General features: G+C 69.6%; 20 protein-coding genes. 8 read left to right on the forward strand and 12 right to left on the reverse strand.

The window, feature by feature from the left end; translation table 11 throughout:
- Window positions 1-24: 24 nt before the first annotated feature.
- Genes resB through ESP57_RS08830 form a run of 4 tightly spaced genes read right to left on the reverse strand, consistent with a single transcriptional unit; the run spans window position 25 to window position 3,777 of the window.
- Window positions 25-1,800 carry a cytochrome c biogenesis protein ResB gene (gene resB / locus ESP57_RS08815; RefSeq protein WP_129231269.1) on the reverse strand — a complete coding sequence of 592 codons (1,776 nt, stop codon included), beginning with the start codon at window positions 1,798-1,800 and terminating at the stop codon, window positions 25-27.
- On the reverse strand, window positions 1,784-2,536 hold the full coding sequence (locus ESP57_RS08820; RefSeq protein WP_056006089.1) for a cytochrome c biogenesis CcdA family protein: 753 nt from the start codon (window positions 2,534-2,536) through the stop codon (window positions 1,784-1,786). The genes resB and ESP57_RS08820 overlap by 17 nt, the downstream gene beginning before the upstream one ends.
- Window positions 2,537-2,539: 3 nt before the next feature.
- A complete protein-coding gene (locus ESP57_RS08825; RefSeq protein ID WP_129231270.1) occupies window positions 2,540-3,133 on the reverse strand; it encodes a TlpA family protein disulfide reductase in 594 nt (197 codons plus the stop codon).
- Entirely contained in the window at window positions 3,133-3,777 is a 645-nt protein-coding gene (locus ESP57_RS08830) for a histidine phosphatase family protein (protein WP_056006095.1), read from the reverse strand. The genes ESP57_RS08825 and ESP57_RS08830 overlap by 1 nt, the downstream gene beginning before the upstream one ends.
- 73 nt (window positions 3,778-3,850) lie before the next feature.
- Here ESP57_RS08830 and aspS point away from each other — a divergent pair, with 73 nt between their 5' ends.
- The gene (aspS, locus tag ESP57_RS08835; RefSeq protein ID WP_129231271.1) at window positions 3,851-5,194 is read left to right on the forward strand and encodes an aspartate--tRNA(Asn) ligase; all 1,344 of its coding nucleotides are present in this window, start codon (window positions 3,851-3,853) and stop codon (window positions 5,192-5,194) included.
- Here aspS and ESP57_RS08840 read toward each other — a convergent pair.
- From ESP57_RS08840 to ESP57_RS08865, 6 genes are all read right to left on the reverse strand, one after another.
- Window positions 5,191-6,840 carry a SulP family inorganic anion transporter gene (locus tag ESP57_RS08840; protein WP_129231272.1) on the reverse strand — a complete coding sequence of 550 codons (1,650 nt, stop codon included), beginning with the start codon at window positions 6,838-6,840 and terminating at the stop codon, window positions 5,191-5,193. The genes aspS and ESP57_RS08840 overlap by 4 nt on opposite strands.
- Before the next feature lie 8 nt (window positions 6,841-6,848).
- Window positions 6,849-7,796 carry an HAD family hydrolase gene (locus tag ESP57_RS08845; protein ID WP_115958995.1) on the reverse strand — a complete coding sequence of 316 codons (948 nt, stop codon included), beginning with the start codon at window positions 7,794-7,796 and terminating at the stop codon, window positions 6,849-6,851.
- A complete protein-coding gene (locus ESP57_RS08850; RefSeq protein WP_115958997.1) occupies window positions 7,793-10,153 on the reverse strand; it encodes an arylsulfatase in 2,361 nt (786 codons plus the stop codon). Before ESP57_RS08850 ends, ESP57_RS08845 begins: the two co-directional genes overlap by 4 nt.
- Window positions 10,154-10,323: 170 nt before the next feature.
- Window positions 10,324-11,886 (reverse strand): FAD-dependent oxidoreductase, encoded by a 1,563-nt coding sequence (locus tag ESP57_RS08855; protein WP_129231273.1) that lies wholly within the window; start codon window positions 11,884-11,886, stop codon window positions 10,324-10,326.
- 72 nt (window positions 11,887-11,958) lie between these two features.
- The gene (locus ESP57_RS08860) at window positions 11,959-12,231 is read right to left on the reverse strand and encodes a glutaredoxin family protein (protein WP_165877424.1); all 273 of its coding nucleotides are present in this window, start codon (window positions 12,229-12,231) and stop codon (window positions 11,959-11,961) included.
- Between the two features lie 110 nt (window positions 12,232-12,341).
- Window positions 12,342-12,440 carry a 30S ribosomal protein bS22 gene (locus ESP57_RS08865; protein ID WP_003792170.1) on the reverse strand — a complete coding sequence of 33 codons (99 nt, stop codon included), beginning with the start codon at window positions 12,438-12,440 and terminating at the stop codon, window positions 12,342-12,344.
- A 118-nt stretch (window positions 12,441-12,558) separates the two neighbouring features.
- On the opposite strand from ESP57_RS08865, the gene ESP57_RS08870 reads away from it, so the two are divergent.
- Window positions 12,559-13,068, forward strand: coding sequence for a GNAT family N-acetyltransferase (locus ESP57_RS08870; RefSeq protein ID WP_056006111.1), 510 nt, complete (start codon window positions 12,559-12,561; stop codon window positions 13,066-13,068).
- Window positions 13,069-13,148: 80 nt separating this feature from the next.
- Complete coding sequence (locus ESP57_RS08875) at window positions 13,149-13,631, forward strand: anthrone oxygenase family protein (protein ID WP_129231274.1); 483 nt, start codon at window positions 13,149-13,151, stop codon at window positions 13,629-13,631.
- Between the two features lie 12 nt (window positions 13,632-13,643).
- Here ESP57_RS08875 and ESP57_RS08880 read toward each other — a convergent pair whose 3' ends face one another.
- On the reverse strand, window positions 13,644-14,084 hold the full coding sequence (locus ESP57_RS08880) for an ArsR/SmtB family transcription factor (protein WP_129231275.1): 441 nt from the start codon (window positions 14,082-14,084) through the stop codon (window positions 13,644-13,646).
- A 71-nt stretch (window positions 14,085-14,155) separates the two neighbouring features.
- Here ESP57_RS08880 and ESP57_RS08885 point away from each other — a divergent pair, with 71 nt between their 5' ends.
- Window positions 14,156-15,598, forward strand: coding sequence for a TrkH family potassium uptake protein (locus ESP57_RS08885; protein ID WP_056006120.1), 1,443 nt, complete (start codon window positions 14,156-14,158; stop codon window positions 15,596-15,598).
- A complete protein-coding gene (locus ESP57_RS08890) occupies window positions 15,591-16,259 on the forward strand; it encodes a potassium channel family protein (protein ID WP_115959001.1) in 669 nt (222 codons plus the stop codon). Before ESP57_RS08885 ends, ESP57_RS08890 begins: the two co-directional genes overlap by 8 nt.
- Before the next feature lie 3 nt (window positions 16,260-16,262).
- Here the strand turns inward: ESP57_RS08890 and ESP57_RS08895 are convergent, their stop codons facing one another.
- Window positions 16,263-16,658, reverse strand: a complete 396-nt coding sequence (locus tag ESP57_RS08895) for a hypothetical protein (RefSeq protein WP_056006126.1) — start codon at window positions 16,656-16,658, stop codon at window positions 16,263-16,265.
- An 82-nt stretch (window positions 16,659-16,740) separates the two neighbouring features.
- On the opposite strand from ESP57_RS08895, the gene ESP57_RS08900 reads away from it, so the two are divergent.
- The 3 genes from ESP57_RS08900 to kdpA are packed head-to-tail and all read left to right on the forward strand — an operon-like array spanning window position 16,741 to window position 18,700.
- Window positions 16,741-16,941, forward strand: coding sequence for a hypothetical protein (locus tag ESP57_RS08900; protein WP_129231276.1), 201 nt, complete (start codon window positions 16,741-16,743; stop codon window positions 16,939-16,941).
- Entirely contained in the window at window positions 16,938-17,027 is a 90-nt protein-coding gene (locus ESP57_RS08905) for a potassium-transporting ATPase subunit F (protein ID WP_022891167.1), read from the forward strand. The genes ESP57_RS08900 and ESP57_RS08905 overlap by 4 nt, the downstream gene beginning before the upstream one ends.
- Window positions 17,027-18,700: a potassium-transporting ATPase subunit KdpA gene (kdpA, locus tag ESP57_RS08910; protein ID WP_129231277.1), complete on the forward strand. Its 1,674-nt coding sequence runs from the start codon at window positions 17,027-17,029 to the stop codon at window positions 18,698-18,700. The genes ESP57_RS08905 and kdpA overlap by 1 nt, the downstream gene beginning before the upstream one ends.

Genomic DNA, 18,700 nt, shown 5'->3' on the forward strand with positions numbered 1-18,700 from the left:
GAGGGTCAACTGCACTGTTCTACCTTACGTCGAAGATTTCTCGGGAGCATCTGCGGCCGAGTTCGAGTTCGAAGTGGAACGGGCGGATGCCGCGGGGCCGGCGTGCTTGTCGGCGAAGCCGGTCACGGCGTCTTCGAGACCGGGGTCCTCGCCGCGGGCGAGTGCGGCGTACTCGAGCACGACCCGGCCGTCGGGCTTCGTCACGGCCTTCACCCACATGCGGCGGCGGGGCACGAAGAGCGAGACGAGCAGCCCGCCGAGGATGAGCGCGGCGAAGGCGAGCACCCACATCTGGGTCGGGTCGTGGTGGATGTCGAAGCTCGCGAAGCGCGAGACGCTCTGCGCGTAGTTGCGACCCTCGGCGTCGGCGGAGTCGGCGTCGGTGTCGCTCACGTCGACCGCGGGCGCAGCCCCCGGGGAGACGTCGTCGAAGGTCACCGTGCCGAGGCCGTTCGGCAGCTCGGCGGTCTCGCCGGGCTTCAGCTCGATCGAGTCGACGCCCGTCTTGCCGCCGGTCAGCTGCTCGAGGGTCGACGTGTCGAGCGAGTACACCGAGGTGGGCGTGCCGTCGTCGATGCCGAGGTCGCCCTCGTAGACGTTGAGCGTCAGCACCGGCAGGATCAGGTCGGGGTAGCTCGAGGTGTACGCCCCCGAGGTGAGCTCGGTCTGCGTCGGGTAGAAGAAGCCGACCATGCCGAGCTGTTCGGGCATGCCGTCGGGCACCTTCACGACGCCGATCGAGGTGAGGTTCGCGTCCTGCGGCAGGAACGGCACGGCGTCGGTGAACACGACGTCGCCCTCGGCGTTCTTCACGGTGATGGTCGGCGCGTAGCCGTTGCCGAGCAGGTAGACGTCGGTGCCGTGCGTGTAGAGCGGCTCGTTGACCTTCACCGTGCGGTCTTCGGGCTCGCCGTCCTGGCCCTGCACGGTCACGTGCGCCGTGAAGTCGATGGGCTGGCCGATCGCGTCCTGGTTGCGCGTCTCGTACACCGCGTCGAGGCTCTCGAGCGAGAGCCGGTACGGCGTCAACCGGGTGTCGGTGAAGAAGCGTCCGGGATTGAACGAGTCGTAGGCGGCGAGCGTGTTGACGAAGGTCTGGCCCTCGACGATCACCCGCTGGCCCGAGAAACCGAAGCCGCCGCCGAAGCCGACGGCCACGAGCACGCCGACGAGCGCGCTGTGGAAGACGAGGTTGCCGGTCTCGCGGAGGTAGCCGCGCTCGGCCGACACGGAGGGCTCGCCCCGCAGTTCGTACTGCTCGACGCGGTAGCCCGACTGACGCAGCTGCTTGGCCGCCGAGTCGATCGCGGCTGCAGCGGTCTCGCCCTCGGGCAGCGCGCGCTCGGTGTAGCCGGCGAGGCGCGAGAGCCGCACCGGGGTGCGCGGCGGCCGCGCTCGCAGCGCCTCGAAGTGGTGCTTCGTGCGCGGGATGATGCAGCCGATGAGCGAGACGAAGAGCAGCAGGTAGATCGCCGAGAACCACACCGAGGTGTAGACGTCGAACATCTGCACGCCGTCGAGGATCGGCGCGAGCCGCGGGTTGTCGTCGAAGTACTGGGTGACGCCGTTCGGGTCGCTCGAGCGCTGCGGCACGAGCGAGCCGGGCACCGCGGCGATCGCGAGCAGCAGGAGCAGGAGCAGCGCGGTGCGCATGCTCGTGAGCTGCCGCCAGGCGAAGCGCAGCCAGCCCACGAAGCCGAGCTTCGGCTGGTTGACGGGCGTCTCACCGGGGTCGGCCTCGGTCGAGTCGATGTGGTCGGCGGGCCGAGAAGGCGCGCCGGGATCAGATTGCGGGGACAAAACCCGTGATCACCGCCTGCAGTTCGTACATCCAGATGGACCAGATGCCCGTCACCATGAGCACGCCGATCACGATGAGCAGCGCACCTCCCGCGATGTTGATCGCGCGGATGTGACGACGGAGGAAGGCGAGCGAGCCCGTGACCCAGCTGAAGCCGGCTGCCACGAGGAGGAAGGGGATGCCGAGGCCCACGCAGTACGCGAGGCCGAGCAGCACGCCGCGGCCGGCCGAGGCGGAATCGGCGCTGAGGGCGAGCACGACGGCGAGGGTCGGGCCGATGCACGGCGTCCAGCCGAGCCCGAACACGATGCCGAGGAGCGGCGCCCCTGCCAGGCCGGTCGCCGGTCGCCACGACGGCTTGATCGTGCGCTGCAGGAAGGTGAACTGGCCGATGAAGACGAGTCCCATGACGATGAGCAGCACGCCGGCGACGCGCACGATCACGTCGGAGTAGCGCACGAGCCACGACCCGGCGAAGCCCGCGACGAGGTTGAAGCTCACGAAGACGACCGTGAACCCGACGATGAAGAGCAGCACGCCGAGCAGCAGCCGTCGGCGGTTCCTCCGCTCCGTCACGGCGTCGGCCGAGGCATCCGTGAAGCCGCCCAGGTAACCGAGGTAACCCGGCACGAGCGGCAGGACGCACGGCGAGAGGAACGAGACGAGGCCCGCAGCGATCGCGATCGGCATGGCCGCGAGCAACTGCCCGTTCAGCACGATCTCGCCCGCGCCCATGCGCTAGGCCTGCTCGGCGAGGAGGTCGTCGATGATCGTCTGCAGGATGGAGGCGTCCTTCAACTGGCCGAGCACGCGCGCGGCGACCCGGCCGTCCTGGTCGAGGACGATCGTCGTCGGCACGGCGGCGGGCGGCACGCGGCCCGCGAACGCGAGCTGCGCCTCGCCGGTCTCGACGTCGAGGACCGAGGGGTACGTGATGCCGTACTTCTCCTCGAACGGCGCGGCGGTGCCCGCCTGGTCGCGCACGTTCACGCCGACGAAGCTCACGTCGACGGGGTCGACCGCCTCGTGCACCTCCTGCAGGATGGGCGCCTCGGCGCGGCACGGCGCGCAGCCGGCGTACCAGAAGTTGACGACCTGCACCTTGCCCGCGTCATCCGCCGAGTCGTACTGCTCGCCCTCGACGGTCTCGCCCGTGAACTCGATCGCGTCGCTGCGATCGGCGGAGTCGTAGATCGTGATCGTGCCGTCGCCGGCGATGTAGTTCTTGCTGCTGCCCTCACGGAACTGGTCGGCGAGCGGGTCGCTCGTGCACCCCGTGAGCAGCAGGGCGGATGCCACGGCGACCGCCGTCAACGACCAACGAGCGCGCATCACACTGCTCCTACGTCTGTGGCCTGGGCGGAGAGTCCCGCCGCAGGGTCGGTGTAGCCGACCTCGACGAACCGGTCGCCGCGTCGCTCGAGCGTCGTGATGCTCGAGAGACCGCAGCGCCGGCGCCGCGGGTCGTGCGCGAGCGAGAGTCCGGCGAGGCGCCGGTGCACCATCCAGATCGGCAGCTGGTGGCTGACGATGACGACGTCGCCGCCGTCGGCCGCCTCCCACGCATCGCCGATGGCGGCGAGCATGCGGTCGGCGATCGAGCGGAAGGGCTCGCCCCAGCTGGGCTCCCACGGGTTCACGAGCAGCGGCCAGTTGCGGATGTCCCGGAGCGCGCCGTCGGCGCCGCGCATGCGCTTGCCCTCGAAGCGGTTCTCGGGCTCGATCACGCGCTCGTCGAGCAGCGGCTCGAGGGCGAAGGCCGTGGCGATCGGCTCGGCCGACTGCTGGGTCCGCTGCAGCGGTGAGGAGACGAGGGCGGTGACGGGTCGATCGCGGGCGACGAGGTCGTCGGCGGCGGCCTGCGCCATGCTGCGACCGAGGTCGGAGAGGCCGAATCCCGAGAGTCGTCCGTAGAGCACGCCCTGCGGGTTGAACACCTCGCCATGGCGCACGAGATGGATCTGCTCGGCCGGCACGGCTTCCAGTCTAGAGAGCGCGTTCCTTTGAATCCGCCGAGCGTCGGAACCCCCACGGGTAGGATGGTCGATCGTGAGTACCCGCACCCTCGTCAAGAACCTCGCCGCTCTCCCCGACGGCCCCGTCACCGTGTCCGGATGGGTCGAGACCGTGCGCGATCAGAAGAAGGTGCAGTTCGTCATCCTTCGCGACGAGTCGGGTGCCGTGCAGCTCGTGAACCCGGCGACCCGCGAGGTCGAAGAGGGCGCCGACGCCGAGGCATCCGCTCGCCTGGCGACGACCGAGGCCATCTCGGCGCTCGCGCACGGCTCCTTCATCACCGTGACCGGCGAGCTGAAGCACGACGAGCGCGTCAAGCTCGGCGGCCTCGAGGTGAAGCTCGCCTCGCTCGACGTCGTCACCGCTGCGAACCCCGAGACGCCGATCGCGGCGGACTCGAGCCTCGACAAGCGCATGGACTGGCGCTTCCTCGACCTGCGCCACCCCAAGCAGGCCCTCATCTTCCGCATCCAGACAACCTTCCTCCACGCGCTCCGCGGCGTGTGGGTCGAGAAGGGCCTCATCGAGATCCAGACCCCGAAGCTCATGGCCTCGGCGTCGGAGTCCCGCGCAGAGCTCTTCGAGGTCGAGTACTTCGAGGGCAAGGCGTACCTCGCGCAGAGCCCCCAGTTCTTCAAGCAGATGGCGCAGGCGGCCGGCTTCGGCGGCGTGTTCGAAGTGGGTCCCGCGTTCCGCGCCGACCCCTCGTTCACCTCGCGTCACGCGACCGAGTTCACCTCGGTCGACACCGAGATCAGCTGGATCGACTCGCACGAAGACGTCATGGCCCTGCACGAGGAGCTCATGGTCGCCGGCTTCCAGGCCGTCGTCGACAAGCACGGCGCCGAGATCGCCGACCTCTTCGGCATCGAGCTCGCGGTGCCGTCGCGCCCCTTCCCGCGCATCCCGCTCGCCGAGGCGAAGCAGATCGTCGCCGACCGCGGCTACGTCATCCCCCGCGCCGACGACGACATGGACCCCGAGGGCGAGCGCCAGATCTCGGCGTACGTGAAAGAGGCGTTCGGCCACGACTTCGTCTTCCTCACCGACTACGCGGCGAGCATCCGGCCGTTCTACCACATGCGGCACGAGGGCGACCCGAGCCTCACGAACTCCTACGACCTCATCTACAACGGCGTCGAGATCTCGACGGGCGCGCAGCGCGAGCACCGCATCGACGTGCTCGTCGAGCAGGCGCGCGACAAGGGCATGGACCCCGAGGAGCTCGAGTTCTACCTCGACTTCTTCCGCTACGGCGTGCCGCCGCACGGCGGCTTCGGCATGGGCCTCGCGCGCGTGCTGATGCTCATGCTCGGCGAGACGTCGATCCGCGAGACCACGTACCTCTTCCGCGGCCCGACGCGCCTGCTGCCCTAACTGGCCCCGGCGCCCGCCGCGACCGCCGCCTCGAGCGTCGGGTAGACCCGCCCGGCCGACTCGAGCCCCGAGAACCAACTCGTGCGGCGTGCGACCTGCGCCCCCGACTCGGGCACGGCGGCGAGCCGCAGCTCGACGCCGGTCGCTGCGAGCTCACGGTCGAGGTCGGCGAGCGTGTCCAGCACCGTGATCGACGTCGCGGAGAGCCGGGTGAGTTCGAGGGCGACCGCACGGACGTGCGCGCCGCCTGCAGCGGCATCGGCCGCCGCGGCGAGCACCGCGTTCTCGTTGGCGAGCACGTTCGCCGTGTAGAGCGGCCCCATGAGCCGCACCGGCAGCACGCCGTCGACCGGCTCGCCGACCTCGACGCGCAGCCGGTTGAGCTCGCGCAGCACGGCGACGAAGGTGGCGAGGATCCCGACGAGCACCGCGAGCAGCAGGCCCGCGGTGAGCCCGACGAACGCGGTCGCCACGGCGATCCAGAAGTCGGTCCGGCTGACGCGCCAGAAGCGCACGAGCGAGCCGACGTCGATCAGCCCGATCACGGCGACGAACACGAGGGCGGCGAGCGTCGCCTGCGGCAGCAGGCTCAGCACCGGCCCGAGGAACAGCGCCACGAGCACGGCGAGCACCACGGTCACGAGCGTCGCGAGCTGCGTGCGCGCACCGGCGCCCTGGTTCACGGCGCTCTGCGAGAAGCCGCCCGCGGCGGGCAGCACCTGGAACAACGAGCCGACCGTGTTCGCGGCACCCGTGGCGAAGAGCTCCTGGTCGCTGTCGATCTGCGGCTCGCCGGGCTTTCGGATGCCCCGCGCCACCGCGGCGGACTCGAGGAAGGCCATCACCGCGATCGCGATCGCACCGGGCAGCAGTTCGGGCACGTGTGCGAACGAGGGCAGCGACGGCGGCGGGAAGCCCTGCGGCACGGGCGGGATGAGTTCGACACCCGCTCCCTCGAGACCGGCGAACGCGACGAGCAGGATGCCGCCGACGACGACGAGCAGCGGCCCCGGAACTCGCGCGGCGAATCGCTTCAGCAGGAAGAGCACGGCGATCGATCCGGCCGAGAGCGCGATCGTCGCCGCATTCGCGCCGGGCACAGCCTCGACGACGGCGACGAGCGAGCGGATGAATCCATGACCCGAGAAGTTCGACGTCTCGCCGAGGAGCTTCGGCAGCTGGCCGACGGCGACCGTGGCGCCGACGCCCACCTGGATGCCGACGATCGTCGCCTTCGAGATGTTCTCGACGAGTGAGCCGAGCCGGAACAGCCGGCAGACCAGCAGCAGGAGTCCGACCATGAGCGTGAGCGCCATGAGGTCGGGCACGGGGTCGTCGGATCCCGCGGCGACACCGGCAGAGACGAGCGTCGTCGCCGTCAGCGTCGCGATCGTCGACGTCGTCGAGACGCTCATCGCCCGCGAGCCGCCGAGCATCGCGTACACGAGCATCGGCACCATGCACGTGTAGAGGCCGATCTCGACGGGCAGGTTCGCGATCGTCGCGTACGCCATCGCCTGCGGGACCACGACCGCTCCCGCCGAGAGCCCGGCGAGGAGGTCGGGCCCGAGCCATCCGCGCCGGTAGCCCCGAAGGGTCGGGAACAGCAGTGCACGCCGCCGGCGTGCAACGCCCGTCTGCGACATCCGCTCTCCTACGCCACGGGGTCGGGGAAGATCCGCGACCAGTCGCGCGCCACGCTGACGACCGTGATGCCGCGATCGGATGCCGCGGCGAGCGCCTGCTCGGCGCCCCGGTCGTACGGGGTGTCGCCGCGACCCGAGTCGTCGTCGTGGTGCACGAGCAGGGCGAGGCCGCCGCCCTTCCGCGCGAACTCGAGCATCGGCAGGTCGCCGTTCGAGTTGCCGCCGGCGATGAGGGGCCGACGCCCGATTCGACTCCAGATGCGAACGGGCTTCTCGGGCCCGTCGTCGAAGAAATCGAGCCCGGCGGTGTAGCGCACCTCCCCCGAATCCGCGTCCCACGCGAGGCCGAGCGCCGAGCCGACGACGTGCTCCGGGGGAATCCCGTAGTACTGCTGGGTCATCGGTCGCATGAAGTCGCGCTCGCCGCCCGAGACGATGTAGACGGTGAATCCGTGTGCCTCGAGGTACCGCATGAGTTCCACCATCGGCGCGTAGATCGCCTCGGCGTACGGCCTGCCGAGGGCGAGGTGCTTCGCCGACTCGTAGAACTCGCCCACACTCGCCGCGTAGTCTTCGACGCTCATTCCCGCGGTGATGCCGACGAGGGCGCCGATGAGGATCTGCAGGTCGCTGTCATCGCCTTGGTAGTGCTTGTCGATCGCGGCGCCGAGCCAGCCGTAGTCGCCGGTGACGGCCGCCTTGTACGGCTGCTTCTCGGCGAGCGACGGGTCGGCTTCGGCCTGCACCTTCCACTGCCCGACGATGTAGTGCAGCTGCGTCGGCATGGGCTTCTCGGTCCAGAGCGTGCCGTCGTTGTCGAAGACCGCGACGCGCTCCTCGACCGGAACCGCACCGGGGCCTTCGGTGACGGATGCCACGAAGTCGATGATCGCGTCGCGGGTCGCGCCGTCCGTCCACGACGGCAACGCCCGCACGGCGTCGAGCGCCCCGCTCATTGCCGCGTCATCGCGATCTGCATCTGGTGCGCCGGGTCGATGAGGTGGTCGTGATCGTCGTCGCCGACATCGAGGCGCACCCAGGCGATCTTGCCCGTGAACGCATTGCCGGTCGCCTCGTAGTCGGCCGACACGGGCGACGCGACATCCGCTCCGACGTCGACCGTCTCGTCCATCGAGAAGAAGAACGGCAGCGTGCGGCCCACCCGGCCCTCGCCGAGCTTCGTCTCGCCGTCGAAGAGCGTCACGGCGCCGCCCTTGCCGAGGCCACCGCCGTCGTACGCGAAGTGCACGCGGAGCTCGTGGGCACCCGGCTCGAGCACGGTCTCGGAGGTCGTGTAGTCGGTCTCGATGCCCATGACGTTGTACGCGAACCGCAGCGTCCCCTCGTGCAGGTACATGCTCCACCCGCCGTAGGAGCCGCCCTGGGCGATGATCACCCCGGCGCCGCCGCCCTCGGGGATCGTCACCTTCGCCGTCACCGTGAACGACTTGTTCTTGATGTTGACGACCGAGTTCTCGCTGAGGCGCTTCATGCCCGAGTACAGGGTCTGAGAGGTGCCCTTCACGAGGGCGGGGCGCCCGGCGATCTCCTCGTTGAACCGCTCGGCCGAGCGGATGTCCATGGGCAGCACGTTGAAGCGCGCGGCCTGGATCAGGAAGAGTCGCTGCAGCTCCGCGAGCTTCGCGGGCTCCTTCGCCGCGAGGTCGTTCGACTGGGTCCAGTCCTCCTCGACGTTGTAGAGCTCCCACACGTCGTCGTCGAGGCCGTGGCTCGACGCGAGCCACGGGTCCTTGTGCTTGGCGACGGCGGTCCAGCCCTTGTGGAAGATCGCGCGGTTGCCGAGCATCTCGAAGTACTGGGTCGTGTGCACCTCGTCGGCGTCGGCGGACGCGAACGAGGAGTTCATGGGCGTGCCCTCGTAGGGGCGCTGCGTGACGCCGTGCACGGTCGCCGGCTCGGGGATGCCGGCCGCTTCGAGCACGGTCGGCGCGACGTCGATGACGTGCGCGAACTGGTCGCGGATCTCGCCGCGCGCGGCGATGCCGTTCGGCCACGAGACGATCGTGCCGTTGCGGGTGCCGCCCCAGTGGCTCGCCACCTGCTTCGTCCACTGGTAGGGCGTGTCCATCGCGTGCGCCCAGCCGATCGCGTAGTGGTTGTACGAGCGGGGCGTGCCCAGGTCGTCCTTGTGCTCGATGAGGTAGGCGTCGTCTTCGAGCTCGTTCATGTGGTTGATCGTGAACGCCTCGTTCGTCGTGCCCTTCATGGTGCCCTCGGCGGATGCCCCGTTGTCGCCGATGATCACGTAGACGAGCGTGTCGTCGAGCACGTCGAGCTCTTCGAGCGCGTCGAGCAGCTCGCCGACGTAGTGGTCGGCGTACTCGAGGTACCCGGCGTAGACCTCCATCTCGCGGGCGAGCACGGGGTGCAGCTCGGGGTTCATCTCGTCCCACGCGGGGATGCCGGGGCTGCGCTCGGTGAGCACCGCGTTCTCGGGGATGACGCCGAGCGCCTTCTGCCGCGCGAAGGTCTCTTCACGGAGGGCGTCCCACCCCTGGTCGAACTTGCCTGCGTACTTGTCGGCCCACTCGGCGGGCACGTGGTGCGGGGCGTGCGTCGCGCCCGGCGCGAAGTAGGTGAAGAAGGGCTTGTCGGGGGCGAGCGCCTTCTGCTGCTTGGTCCAGTCGATGGCCTTCTGGGTCATGTCGGCCATGAAGTGATAGCCCTCTTCGGGCGTGCCCCACGGCTCGACCGGCGTCGTGCCCTCGTAGATCGCGGGGTACCACTGGTTGGTCTCGCCGCCGATGAAGCCGTAGAAGTACTCGAAGCCGCCGCCGGGGCTCGGCCATTGGTCGAACGGACCGACGGGGCTCGACTGCCAGACGGGCACCTCGTGGCACTTGCCGAACTGGGCCGTGCTGTAGCCGTTGAGCTTCAGCGTCTCGGCGAGCGGGGCGCAGTTGTTCGGGCGCAGCGAGCTGTAGCCGGGCGCGCTCGTCGCGATCTCGGTGATGCCGCCCATGCCGACGGTGTGGTGGTTGCGCCCGGAGAGCAGCGCGGCACGCGTCGGCGAGCAGAGCGCCGTCGTGTGGAAGCGGGTGTACTTCAGGCCCTGCGCGGCGACGCGCTCGAAGTTCGGAGTGTGCACGGGCCCGCCGAAGGCGCTCGAGGCGCCGAAGCCGGTGTCGTCGATGAGCACGACGAGCACGTTGGGCGCCCCCTCGGGGGGCAGCAGCCGCTCGATCGGCGGGTAGTGCGTGTCGGGGTCCGTCGCGTCGTACGTCACGGTGCCCGTGTAGGCCAGGTCCGGAATCGGCAATGACGAACGCTGGACGTCGGGCTTGGTGCTCACAGTCGGTCTCCCCGGTCTGGGAGGGCGACGACGAGGGCGGATGCCCCCTGCATTCACCCTTCCCGCTCAGAAGCCGTCGACCCCCGACGGCTGCATCTCCACCGTGTCACATGGCGTGCGCGCTGACAATGTCGACACGGCCGGCGCGCGGAGAGTTCGGCGTGGCGACGTCAGAACTCGCCCCCGGGGTGGTCGGTCGCCGGCAGGTCCCGCACCGCCGGCCCCTCGATGAGCCGGCCGGATGCCTCGAACCGCGACCCGTGCAACGGACAGTCCCAGGTCATCTCGGCGTCGTTCCAGCGCACCACCCCGCCGAGGTGCGTGCAGATCGCGCGAACGGCGCAGGTCCGACCGCCGACGGTCGACACGCCGACCGGCACGCCCCCGCGGGACGCCACGACGCCGGCACCCTCGACGGGCCGCGGCACCGGCGCCGTGCGCGTCTCGGCCCGTGCCCAGCCCGCGACGAGTTCTCGCGCGACCTTGGCGTTCTCCGAGATGCCCCGGCTCGCGTCGGAGGGCACGGTCAGCCGCGTGCCGAGGGTCCGGATCCAGGGCTGCTGCGCGCGCCACGGTTCGCCCAGGATCTCCGCGGAGATGCGCAGCGCAGCGGCCACGCCGTTCGTGAGACCCCACTTCGCGTAGCCCGTCGCGAACCAGACTCGACCCCGGCCACGCGGCATCCTGCCGGCGAAGGGCACGAGGTTCAGCGACTCATAGTCCTGCGCCGACCAGCGATGGGTGAGTCGGGCGCCGGAGAAGTGCCGCCGCGTCCACTGCACGAGGTCCTCGGCGCGCGCGGCGGCGGAGTCCACCCTGCCGACGGGGTGCTCGTTGCCGCTGACGATGAGCCGCGAGCCGGCGGCTCCCGCGTCGGCACGCAGCGATGCGGAGCGCAGCGAACGGGTCGGCTGGTCGACCGAGAGGAAGAGGCCGGGCATCGGCGGGTCGTCGACATCGAAGGCGGCGATGTAGGAACGCGAGTGCCGCGTCTTCGCGAAGTACAGGCCGCGATCGAGGATCGGCGTGGCAGTGGCCACGACGACGTCGCTCGCGCGGAGGTCTCCCTGGTCGGTCTCGAGGACCGCTGGATCCCCGGCGTGCACGTCGCGCACCCGCACGCCGGTCACGAGCACGCCACCGGCGGCGACGAACGCGCGGGCGAGCTCGAGCATGAGCCGGTACGGGTCGACGGCGAGCTGCCGCTCCAGCGCGACCCCACCGGCGAACGGGAACGGCAGCGACATCCGGTCGACCAGCTCGACCGGCAGGCCCGCCTCGCGCGCCGCCTCGTACTCGGCCCGCACGACGGCGAGACCGGCCATCGACTGGGCATAGCTGTACGCCGTCTCGTGCGCGACGGGAACCTCGTGCGCGGTGACGAACTCGGCGAGCCACGCCTGCCCCTCGAGGTTCGCCTCGACGTAGGCGCGGGTCACCCTGGCGGAATGGGATCGACGGATCTGCCGAAGCCGGGATCCCTGCAGCACGCTCGCCTTGCCGGTGTTCCCACCCGACGCGAGCGCCGCCACTTCGCTTGCTTCGACGATCGTGACGGAACGACCGGCGCTCTGCAGCATGAGCGCAGTCGAGAGGCCGGTGACACCCGCGCCGATGACGGCGACATCGACCCGCTCGTCGGGGAGCGGCGATCGCAGCCGTTCGTCGTCGAGCTGGTCGTCGGCACGCCGGTCGTCGGCGGAGTCCGGGCGGTCCTTCCAGTACACGTCCATGGCGCCAGTCAAGACCCGGCGCCGGGCGAGGGCAACGGGCTTGACCCGTCGCCGCTCGGTGGGTAGGCCGAGTCAGCCGGCGAGCAGCGCCGTCTTCAACCGCACCGGATCGATGCGCCAGTAGTTGTGCACCACGTCGTCGATGAGGACGACCGGGATCTCCTCGGCGTAGCGGGCGCGCAGTTCGTCGTCGTCGAGGATCGAGCGCTCGTCGAACACGATGTGCGGCGGGGCATCGGTCGCCGCGACCTCGGCCATCACGGCCTGCACGACCTCTCGTGCGTCGTCGCAGAGATGGCAGCCGGGCTTGCCGACGAGGGTCAGTCGGATGTCGCGTTGTGGCACTCTCTCAGGGTACGCCGCAGAGCCTGGGGCGTGCGTCCGGAGCCGTGCCCGGGTACAGCGAAAAGCGCCAGGCCGCAGAGGGCCTGACGCTCAGCCGTCGTCTCGAAGGACTACTTCTTGTTGCGACGCTGGTGGCGCGTCTTGCGAAGCAGCTTGCGGTGCTTCTTCTTCGCCATACGCTTGCGGCGCTTCTTGATGACGGAACCCATCAGAACCTCACAGAAAAGATCGAGTCGGACGCGCGTGCCGCGGCCGGAGGCCAGAAAGCCTCGGGGTAGTCTACCGGATCCGAACGGCAGCCTTCGCCCGATGGGTTAGCGTCGAGGGATGCCCCGCCCCGATCTCGTGATCCGAACCACCGAGGAAGCCGACTGGCAGGCCGTGCGCGCGCTGCGACTCGAGATGCTGCGCGACACCCCGATCGCCTACGGAGAGACCCTCGCCACGGCCCTCGACGCCGAGGAGGCGACCTGGCGGGCGCGCGCCGCACGTGGCACGACGCCCCGGCAGACCTCGATCGTGGCGATCGACGGCGACCGCTGGATCGGGCACATGGGCGGCTACATCCCGGATGCCACGTCGGGCCCGATGCTCGTCGGCGTCTACGTGGCACCTGAGCACCGCGGCGACGAGGCCGGCGTCTCGCGGCGGCTGCTCGAAGCGGTCGAGCAGTGGGCGCGCGAGTTCGGCGGGACCCTGCGCCTCGAGGTGCACGAGGACAACCCGCGGGCGATCCGCTTCTACGAGAAGCTCGGGTTCACGCTCACCGGCCGCAGCCGCGAATACGAGCTCGCGCCGGGCGGGCTCGAACTCGAGATGATCAAGCCCCTGCACTGAGCGCCGACGCGTGAGCTCGTCTGCTGGTTGAGCTCGTCTGCTGGTTGAGCTCGTCGAAACCCGCACGGCAGACTGAACGCATGCCCGCATACCTGGAAGTGCTGCTCGTCGTCGCGATCCTCGGCACCGGCATCGTCGCCGGCGTCTTCTTCGCCTTCTCGGGCTTCGTCACCCAGGGCATCGGGCGCCTGCCCGCCGCCGATGCCGCACGGGCCATGCGCGAGATCAACGTCACCGCGGTGCGGGCGCCGCTCATGCTCGCCATCTTCGGCACGGCGCTCGTCGTGGCGGTACTCGCCGTCATCGCGTTCCTCGGCGAACCCGAGGGCGCGACCTGGTGGTCGATCGGGGGCGCTGCGATCTACCTGATCGGCGTGGTGGGCGTGACGGGCGGCGCGAACGTTCCGCGGAACAACCGCCTGGCCGCACCGGCCGAGACGGATGCCACGGCACTCGCCGCCGCGTGGCAGGCGTTCCGCCCGGGCTGGCTCGCGTGGAACCACGTGCGCACCGTCACGTCGGCCGCAGCGTGCCTGGCGTTCGTGCTCGCGGTGGTCGGGTGATGCTCGAACGGGTCAGCGGCGCTTCTTGGGGCCGACGACCGCGGTGACCTGGTGCGCCGTCTCGGCGAACGCCTTGCCGATGGCGGAGGCGAACGCGAACTGCTCGTCGTTGAGGGCGATCTCCTCGCGGGCGCCGGCGCTCGCGAGCGTGGCGGCGTCGGCCGCGGCATCCGTCGACACGAAGGGGATGAGCCAGTCCTCGAGCGTCTCGAGCGGCGTGCGGTCGAGCTTGTAGTACCGGTGCTGCCCCTCTTCGCGCACCGCGACGAGGCCCGACTCGCGAAGCACCTTCAAGTGCTTGGAGACGGTGGGCTGGCTCGCACCGAGTGCGCTCACGATCTCGGAGACGCTGATCTCCCCACCCGACGACGGCACGTCTGCTTCGCGCTCGAGGAGCACCGCGAGGATGTCGCGCCGCGTCGAGTCCGCCACCACGTCGAAGATGTCCGCCATGCCCCAAGGCTAGTCACTCCCGGCGGGGAGTACCATGACTCACGCGTTCGCTGACGCACGGAGGGGGCTCGATGCGCGCACAGCCGATTGGTCGACTCGGCCGAGTCGACCGCCGGTCGTGGCTCGGCAAGGTCCGGGACGCCGTCGACTCCCTCGTCAAGCACTCGCCGTCGCGATTCGCGATCCTCATCTTCGCGTCGCTCATCGTGCTCTTCACGGTGCTGTTCTCGCTGCCGATCGCGAGTGCCGACCGACAGGTCACGCCACTCCACGACGCGGTGTTCACGGCGGTCTCCGTCATCTGCGTCACCGGCCTCGCGACCGTCGACATGGCGACGCACTGGTCGCCGTTCGGCAACACCCTCGTCTTCATCGGTGTGAACATCGGCGGCGTCGGCGTGCTGACGCTCGCGTCGATCCTCGGCCTCGTGATCTCGCGCCGCCTCGGGCTGCGGGCGAAGCTCATCGCGGCGAGCGACTCGAACCCCTCGCGCATCCATGTCGGCCCCGTGTCGGAGCGCCAGGCGATTCGCCTCGGCGAGGTCGGCGGGCTCCTCGCGACGGTCGCGATCAGCGCCCTCGTCATCGAGGTGACGATCGCCATCGGCATGATCCCGAGCATGCTCGCGGCCGGATACGACGCCTGGCACTCGTTCTGGTACAGCTTCTACTACTCGGCGATGGCGTTCACGAACACGGGGTTCAGCCCGAACCCGGGCGGCCTCGAGCCGCTCGTCGGCGACTACTGGTTCCAGTCGCTGCTCATGCTCGGCGTGTTCCTCGGCAGCCTCGGTTTCCCCGTCATCTTCGCGCTGGCCCGGGCCTGGCGGCATCCGCATCGCTGGAGCGTGCACGTCAAGCTGACGCTCACGACGACCACGATCCTCTTCGTCGCCGGTGCCGCGATGTTCCTGCTGCTCGAGTACGGCAATCCGAAGACGTACGGCCAGCTCGACGCCGGCCCGACGGTCTTCCAGTCGTTCTTCATGTCGATGATGACGAGGTCGGGCGGGTTCTCGACGATCGACATGCACGACCTCAACGGCTCGAGCCTGCTCGTCTCCGACATGCTCATGTTCATCGGTGGCGGCTCGGCATCGACCGCCGGCGGCATCAAGGTCACGACCCTCGCCGTGCTGTTCCTCGCCGCATTCGCCGAGGCGCGCGGTGCGCCCTCGATGGAGGCGTTCGGCCGTCGCATCCCGCGCGACATGCTGCGCCTGTCGGTGAGCGTCGTGCTGTGGGGCGCGACCATCGTCGCCGTCTCGTCGATCGCCATCCTGCAGATCACGAAGCAGCCGTTCGACTACGTGCTCTTCGACGTGATCTCGGCGTTCGCCACGTGCGGCCTGTCGACGGGGCTCACCGCCGAACTGCCGCCCGAGGGCGTCTACGTCATGGCCCTCACGATGTTCATGGGGCGGGTTGGTACAGTGACACTCGCCGCGGCCCTGGCGGCGAGCCAGCGCCGGCAGTTGTTCAAGCGTCCGGAAGAGAGGCCCATCGTTGGTTGATCGAATCAGGCACGACGCCCCGGTGCTCGTGATCGGCCTCGGCCGCTTCGGAGCCGCGACCGCGGGTCAGCTCGACCGGCTCGGCCGCGAGGTGCTCGCCGTCGACGAGAACGAGGGGCTCGTGCAGAAGTGGTCGGAACGGGTGACCCACGCGGTCGTCGCCGACGCGAAGTCGATCGATGCGCTGAAGCAGATCGGCGCGCAGGACTTCTCGATCGCGGTCTGCGCGGTGGGCTCCTCCATCGAGGCATCCGTGCTCATCACGGCCAACCTCGTCGACCTGAAGATCCCGCAGATCTGGGCGAAGGCGATCTCGGCCTCGCACGGCAAGATCCTGCAGCGCATCGGCGCCAACCACGTCATCTATCCCGAGCGCGAGGCCGGTGAGCGCACCGCGCACCTCGTGAGCGGTCGCATGCTCGACTTCATCGAGTTCGACGACGACTTCGCCCTCGTCAAGATGTACCCGCCCAAGCCGATCCGCGGCAAGAACCTCACCGAGTCGGGTGTGCGGTCGAAGTACCGGGTGACGGTCGTCGGCGTGAAGAGCCCCGGCAAGCCCTTCACCTACGCGACCGAGCACACCGTGGTCTCGAACCACGACCTCATCATCGTGTCGGGCACCGAGAGCGACATCGAGCGGTTCGCGGCGCTCGAGTAGCGCTCAGCCGACGAACATCAGCACCACGCCGATGACGGCCGAGGCCGCGGCGATGCCGATGAACACGAAGCCGAGGATGCGGATCACCCGACGACCGGGCGGCGGCTCGTGGAGCCGCAGGCGGTAGGGTTCCCGCTCCTTGTAGAACGCGGGCTCCTCCTCGGGGCGGGTGACGTGTGCGCGCTCGTCGGCGCTGAGCACGCGCGACTGGAATCCGTCGTCGGTGAACCACCGCACGATGCTGCCGCCCTCGCCGTCGATCACGACCGCCTCGGTGCGCAGCCAGCGGCCGTCGGCGACCCGGATGAGGAGTGCGAGCAACAGGCACGTGAGCCCCACGGCGAGCGCGAACCATCCGATCACCTCGGTGATGACCGAGATGGTGTCCGCCGCGTTCATGTGCCAAACGTATCGCTCCGCGGGCGGCGTCGACGCCATGTGAGCGCGGCATTCGGATCGGCCGGCGGGGCGTTAGGGGTCCGTGAGGATCGGCGCCGAGGCATCCGCTCGGGTGTTGCATCGTCTCTGCCGGTCGAGCCCGTCGAACCGGCCCGCCAGCCGCGCCCGCGGCTCGCGCCATCCTGAATCTGGAGTCCTCGTGCTCGACGTCGTCTACCTTCTCGGCATCATCGCCGTGTTCGTACTCGTCGGCCTCATCGCCAGGGGGGTCGAGAAGCTGTGATCTTCTTCGAGCTCCTCGCTGCCGCGTTGGGTGTCGCCGCCGTGGTGTACCTCGTGTACGCCCTCGTGAAACCCGAGCGGTTCTGATGGCCGTGCTGTTCGCCGTCCTGCAGGCGGCCACCCTCGCCCTCATCCTCGCCCTCGTCTACCGCCCGCTCGGCGACTACATGGCGCGCCTCTACACGAGCGATCGGGACTGGAGGTTCGAGCGCAGCCTCTACCGCCTCATCGGCGTCGACCCCCGCTCCGAGCAGTCGTGGCCCGCCTACCTCCGCGGCGTGCTCGCCTTCTCGGTCGTCGGCGTGCTCTTCGTCTACGTGCTGCAGCGCGCCCAGGCGGTGCTGCCGTACTCGCTCGGCCTCCCGGCCGTGCCCGAGGGGTTGTCGTTCAACACCGCCGCGTCCTTCGTGGCGAACACCAACTGGCAGTCGTACTCCCCCGAGCTCACGATGGGCTACACCGTGCAGCTCGCGGGCCTCGCGGTGCAGAACTTCGTCTCGGCCGCCGTCGGCATCGCCGTCGCCGTGGCGCTCGTGCGCGGCTTCGCCAGGCGCGGCTCGGGCACGATCGGCAACTTCTGGGTCGACCTGTTCCGTGGCTCGTTCCGCCTGCTGCTGCCGCTCTCGGTCATCGGCGCGATCGTGCTGATGATCGGCGGCGTCGTGCAGAACGTCAACGGATTCACCGAGATCACGACGCTCGCCGGCAACTCCCAGAGCCTGCCGGGCGGCCCGGTCGCCTCGCAGGAGGTCATCAAGCTGCTCGGCACGAACGGCGGCGGGTTCTTCAACGTGAACTCCGCTCATCCGTTCGAGAACCCGACCGCATGGACGAGCCTCTTCCAGAACGTGCTCATGCTCGCGATCCCGTTCGCCCTGCCCCGAACCTTCGGCAGGATGGTCGGCTCGAACAAGCAGGGGTACGCGATCCTCGCGGTCATGGCGACGCTCTACGTCGTCTCGCTCGCGGCGCTCAGCGCGCTCGAGGCGGGCGGCAACGGCACCGCACCCGAGCTCGCCGGCGGCGCGCTCGAGGGCAAGGAGGCGCGCTTCGGCATCTTCGGCTCGACGCTGTTCGGCACGACGTCGACGCTCACCTCGACCGGCGCCGTGAACTCGATGCACGACTCCTTCACCGCGATCGGCGGCATGATGCCGATGCTCAACATGATGCTCGGCGAGGTCGCTCCCGGCGGCGTCGGCTCGGGCCTCTACGGCATGCTCGTGCTCGCGATCATCGCGGTGTTCATCGCGGGCCTCCTCGTGGGTCGCACGCCCGAGTACCTCGGAAAGAAGATCGGGCCGCGTGAGATCAAGCTCGCGAGCCTCTACATCCTCGTCACGCCGACTCTCGTGCTCGTGGGCACCGCCCTGTCGTTCGCGATCCCCGCGATCCGTGCCGATGTCGAGTCGGTCTCCATCTGGAACCCCGGCATCCACGGCATGAGCGAGGTGCTCTACGCGTTCACGAGCGCGTCGAACAACAACGGTTCGGCGTTCGCGGGGCTCACCGCGAACACGCCCTGGTTCAACACGGCGCTCGGCGTCGCGATGCTGCTCGGCCGGTTCATCCCGATCGTGCTCGTGCTCGCCCTCGCCGGCTCGCTCGCGGCGCAGGACCGAGTACCCGCCACCGCAGGCACCCTGCCCACCCACCGGCCGCAGTTCGTCGGCCTCCTCGTGGGCGTCACGGTCATCGTGACCGCGCTCACCTACTTCCCCGTTCTCACGCTGGGTCCCCTGGCTGAAGGGCTGAACTGA

Origin of the sequence: Agromyces fucosus (assembly GCF_004134865.1) — a bacterium.
GTDB lineage: Bacteria > Actinomycetota > Actinomycetes > Actinomycetales > Microbacteriaceae > Agromyces > Agromyces fucosus.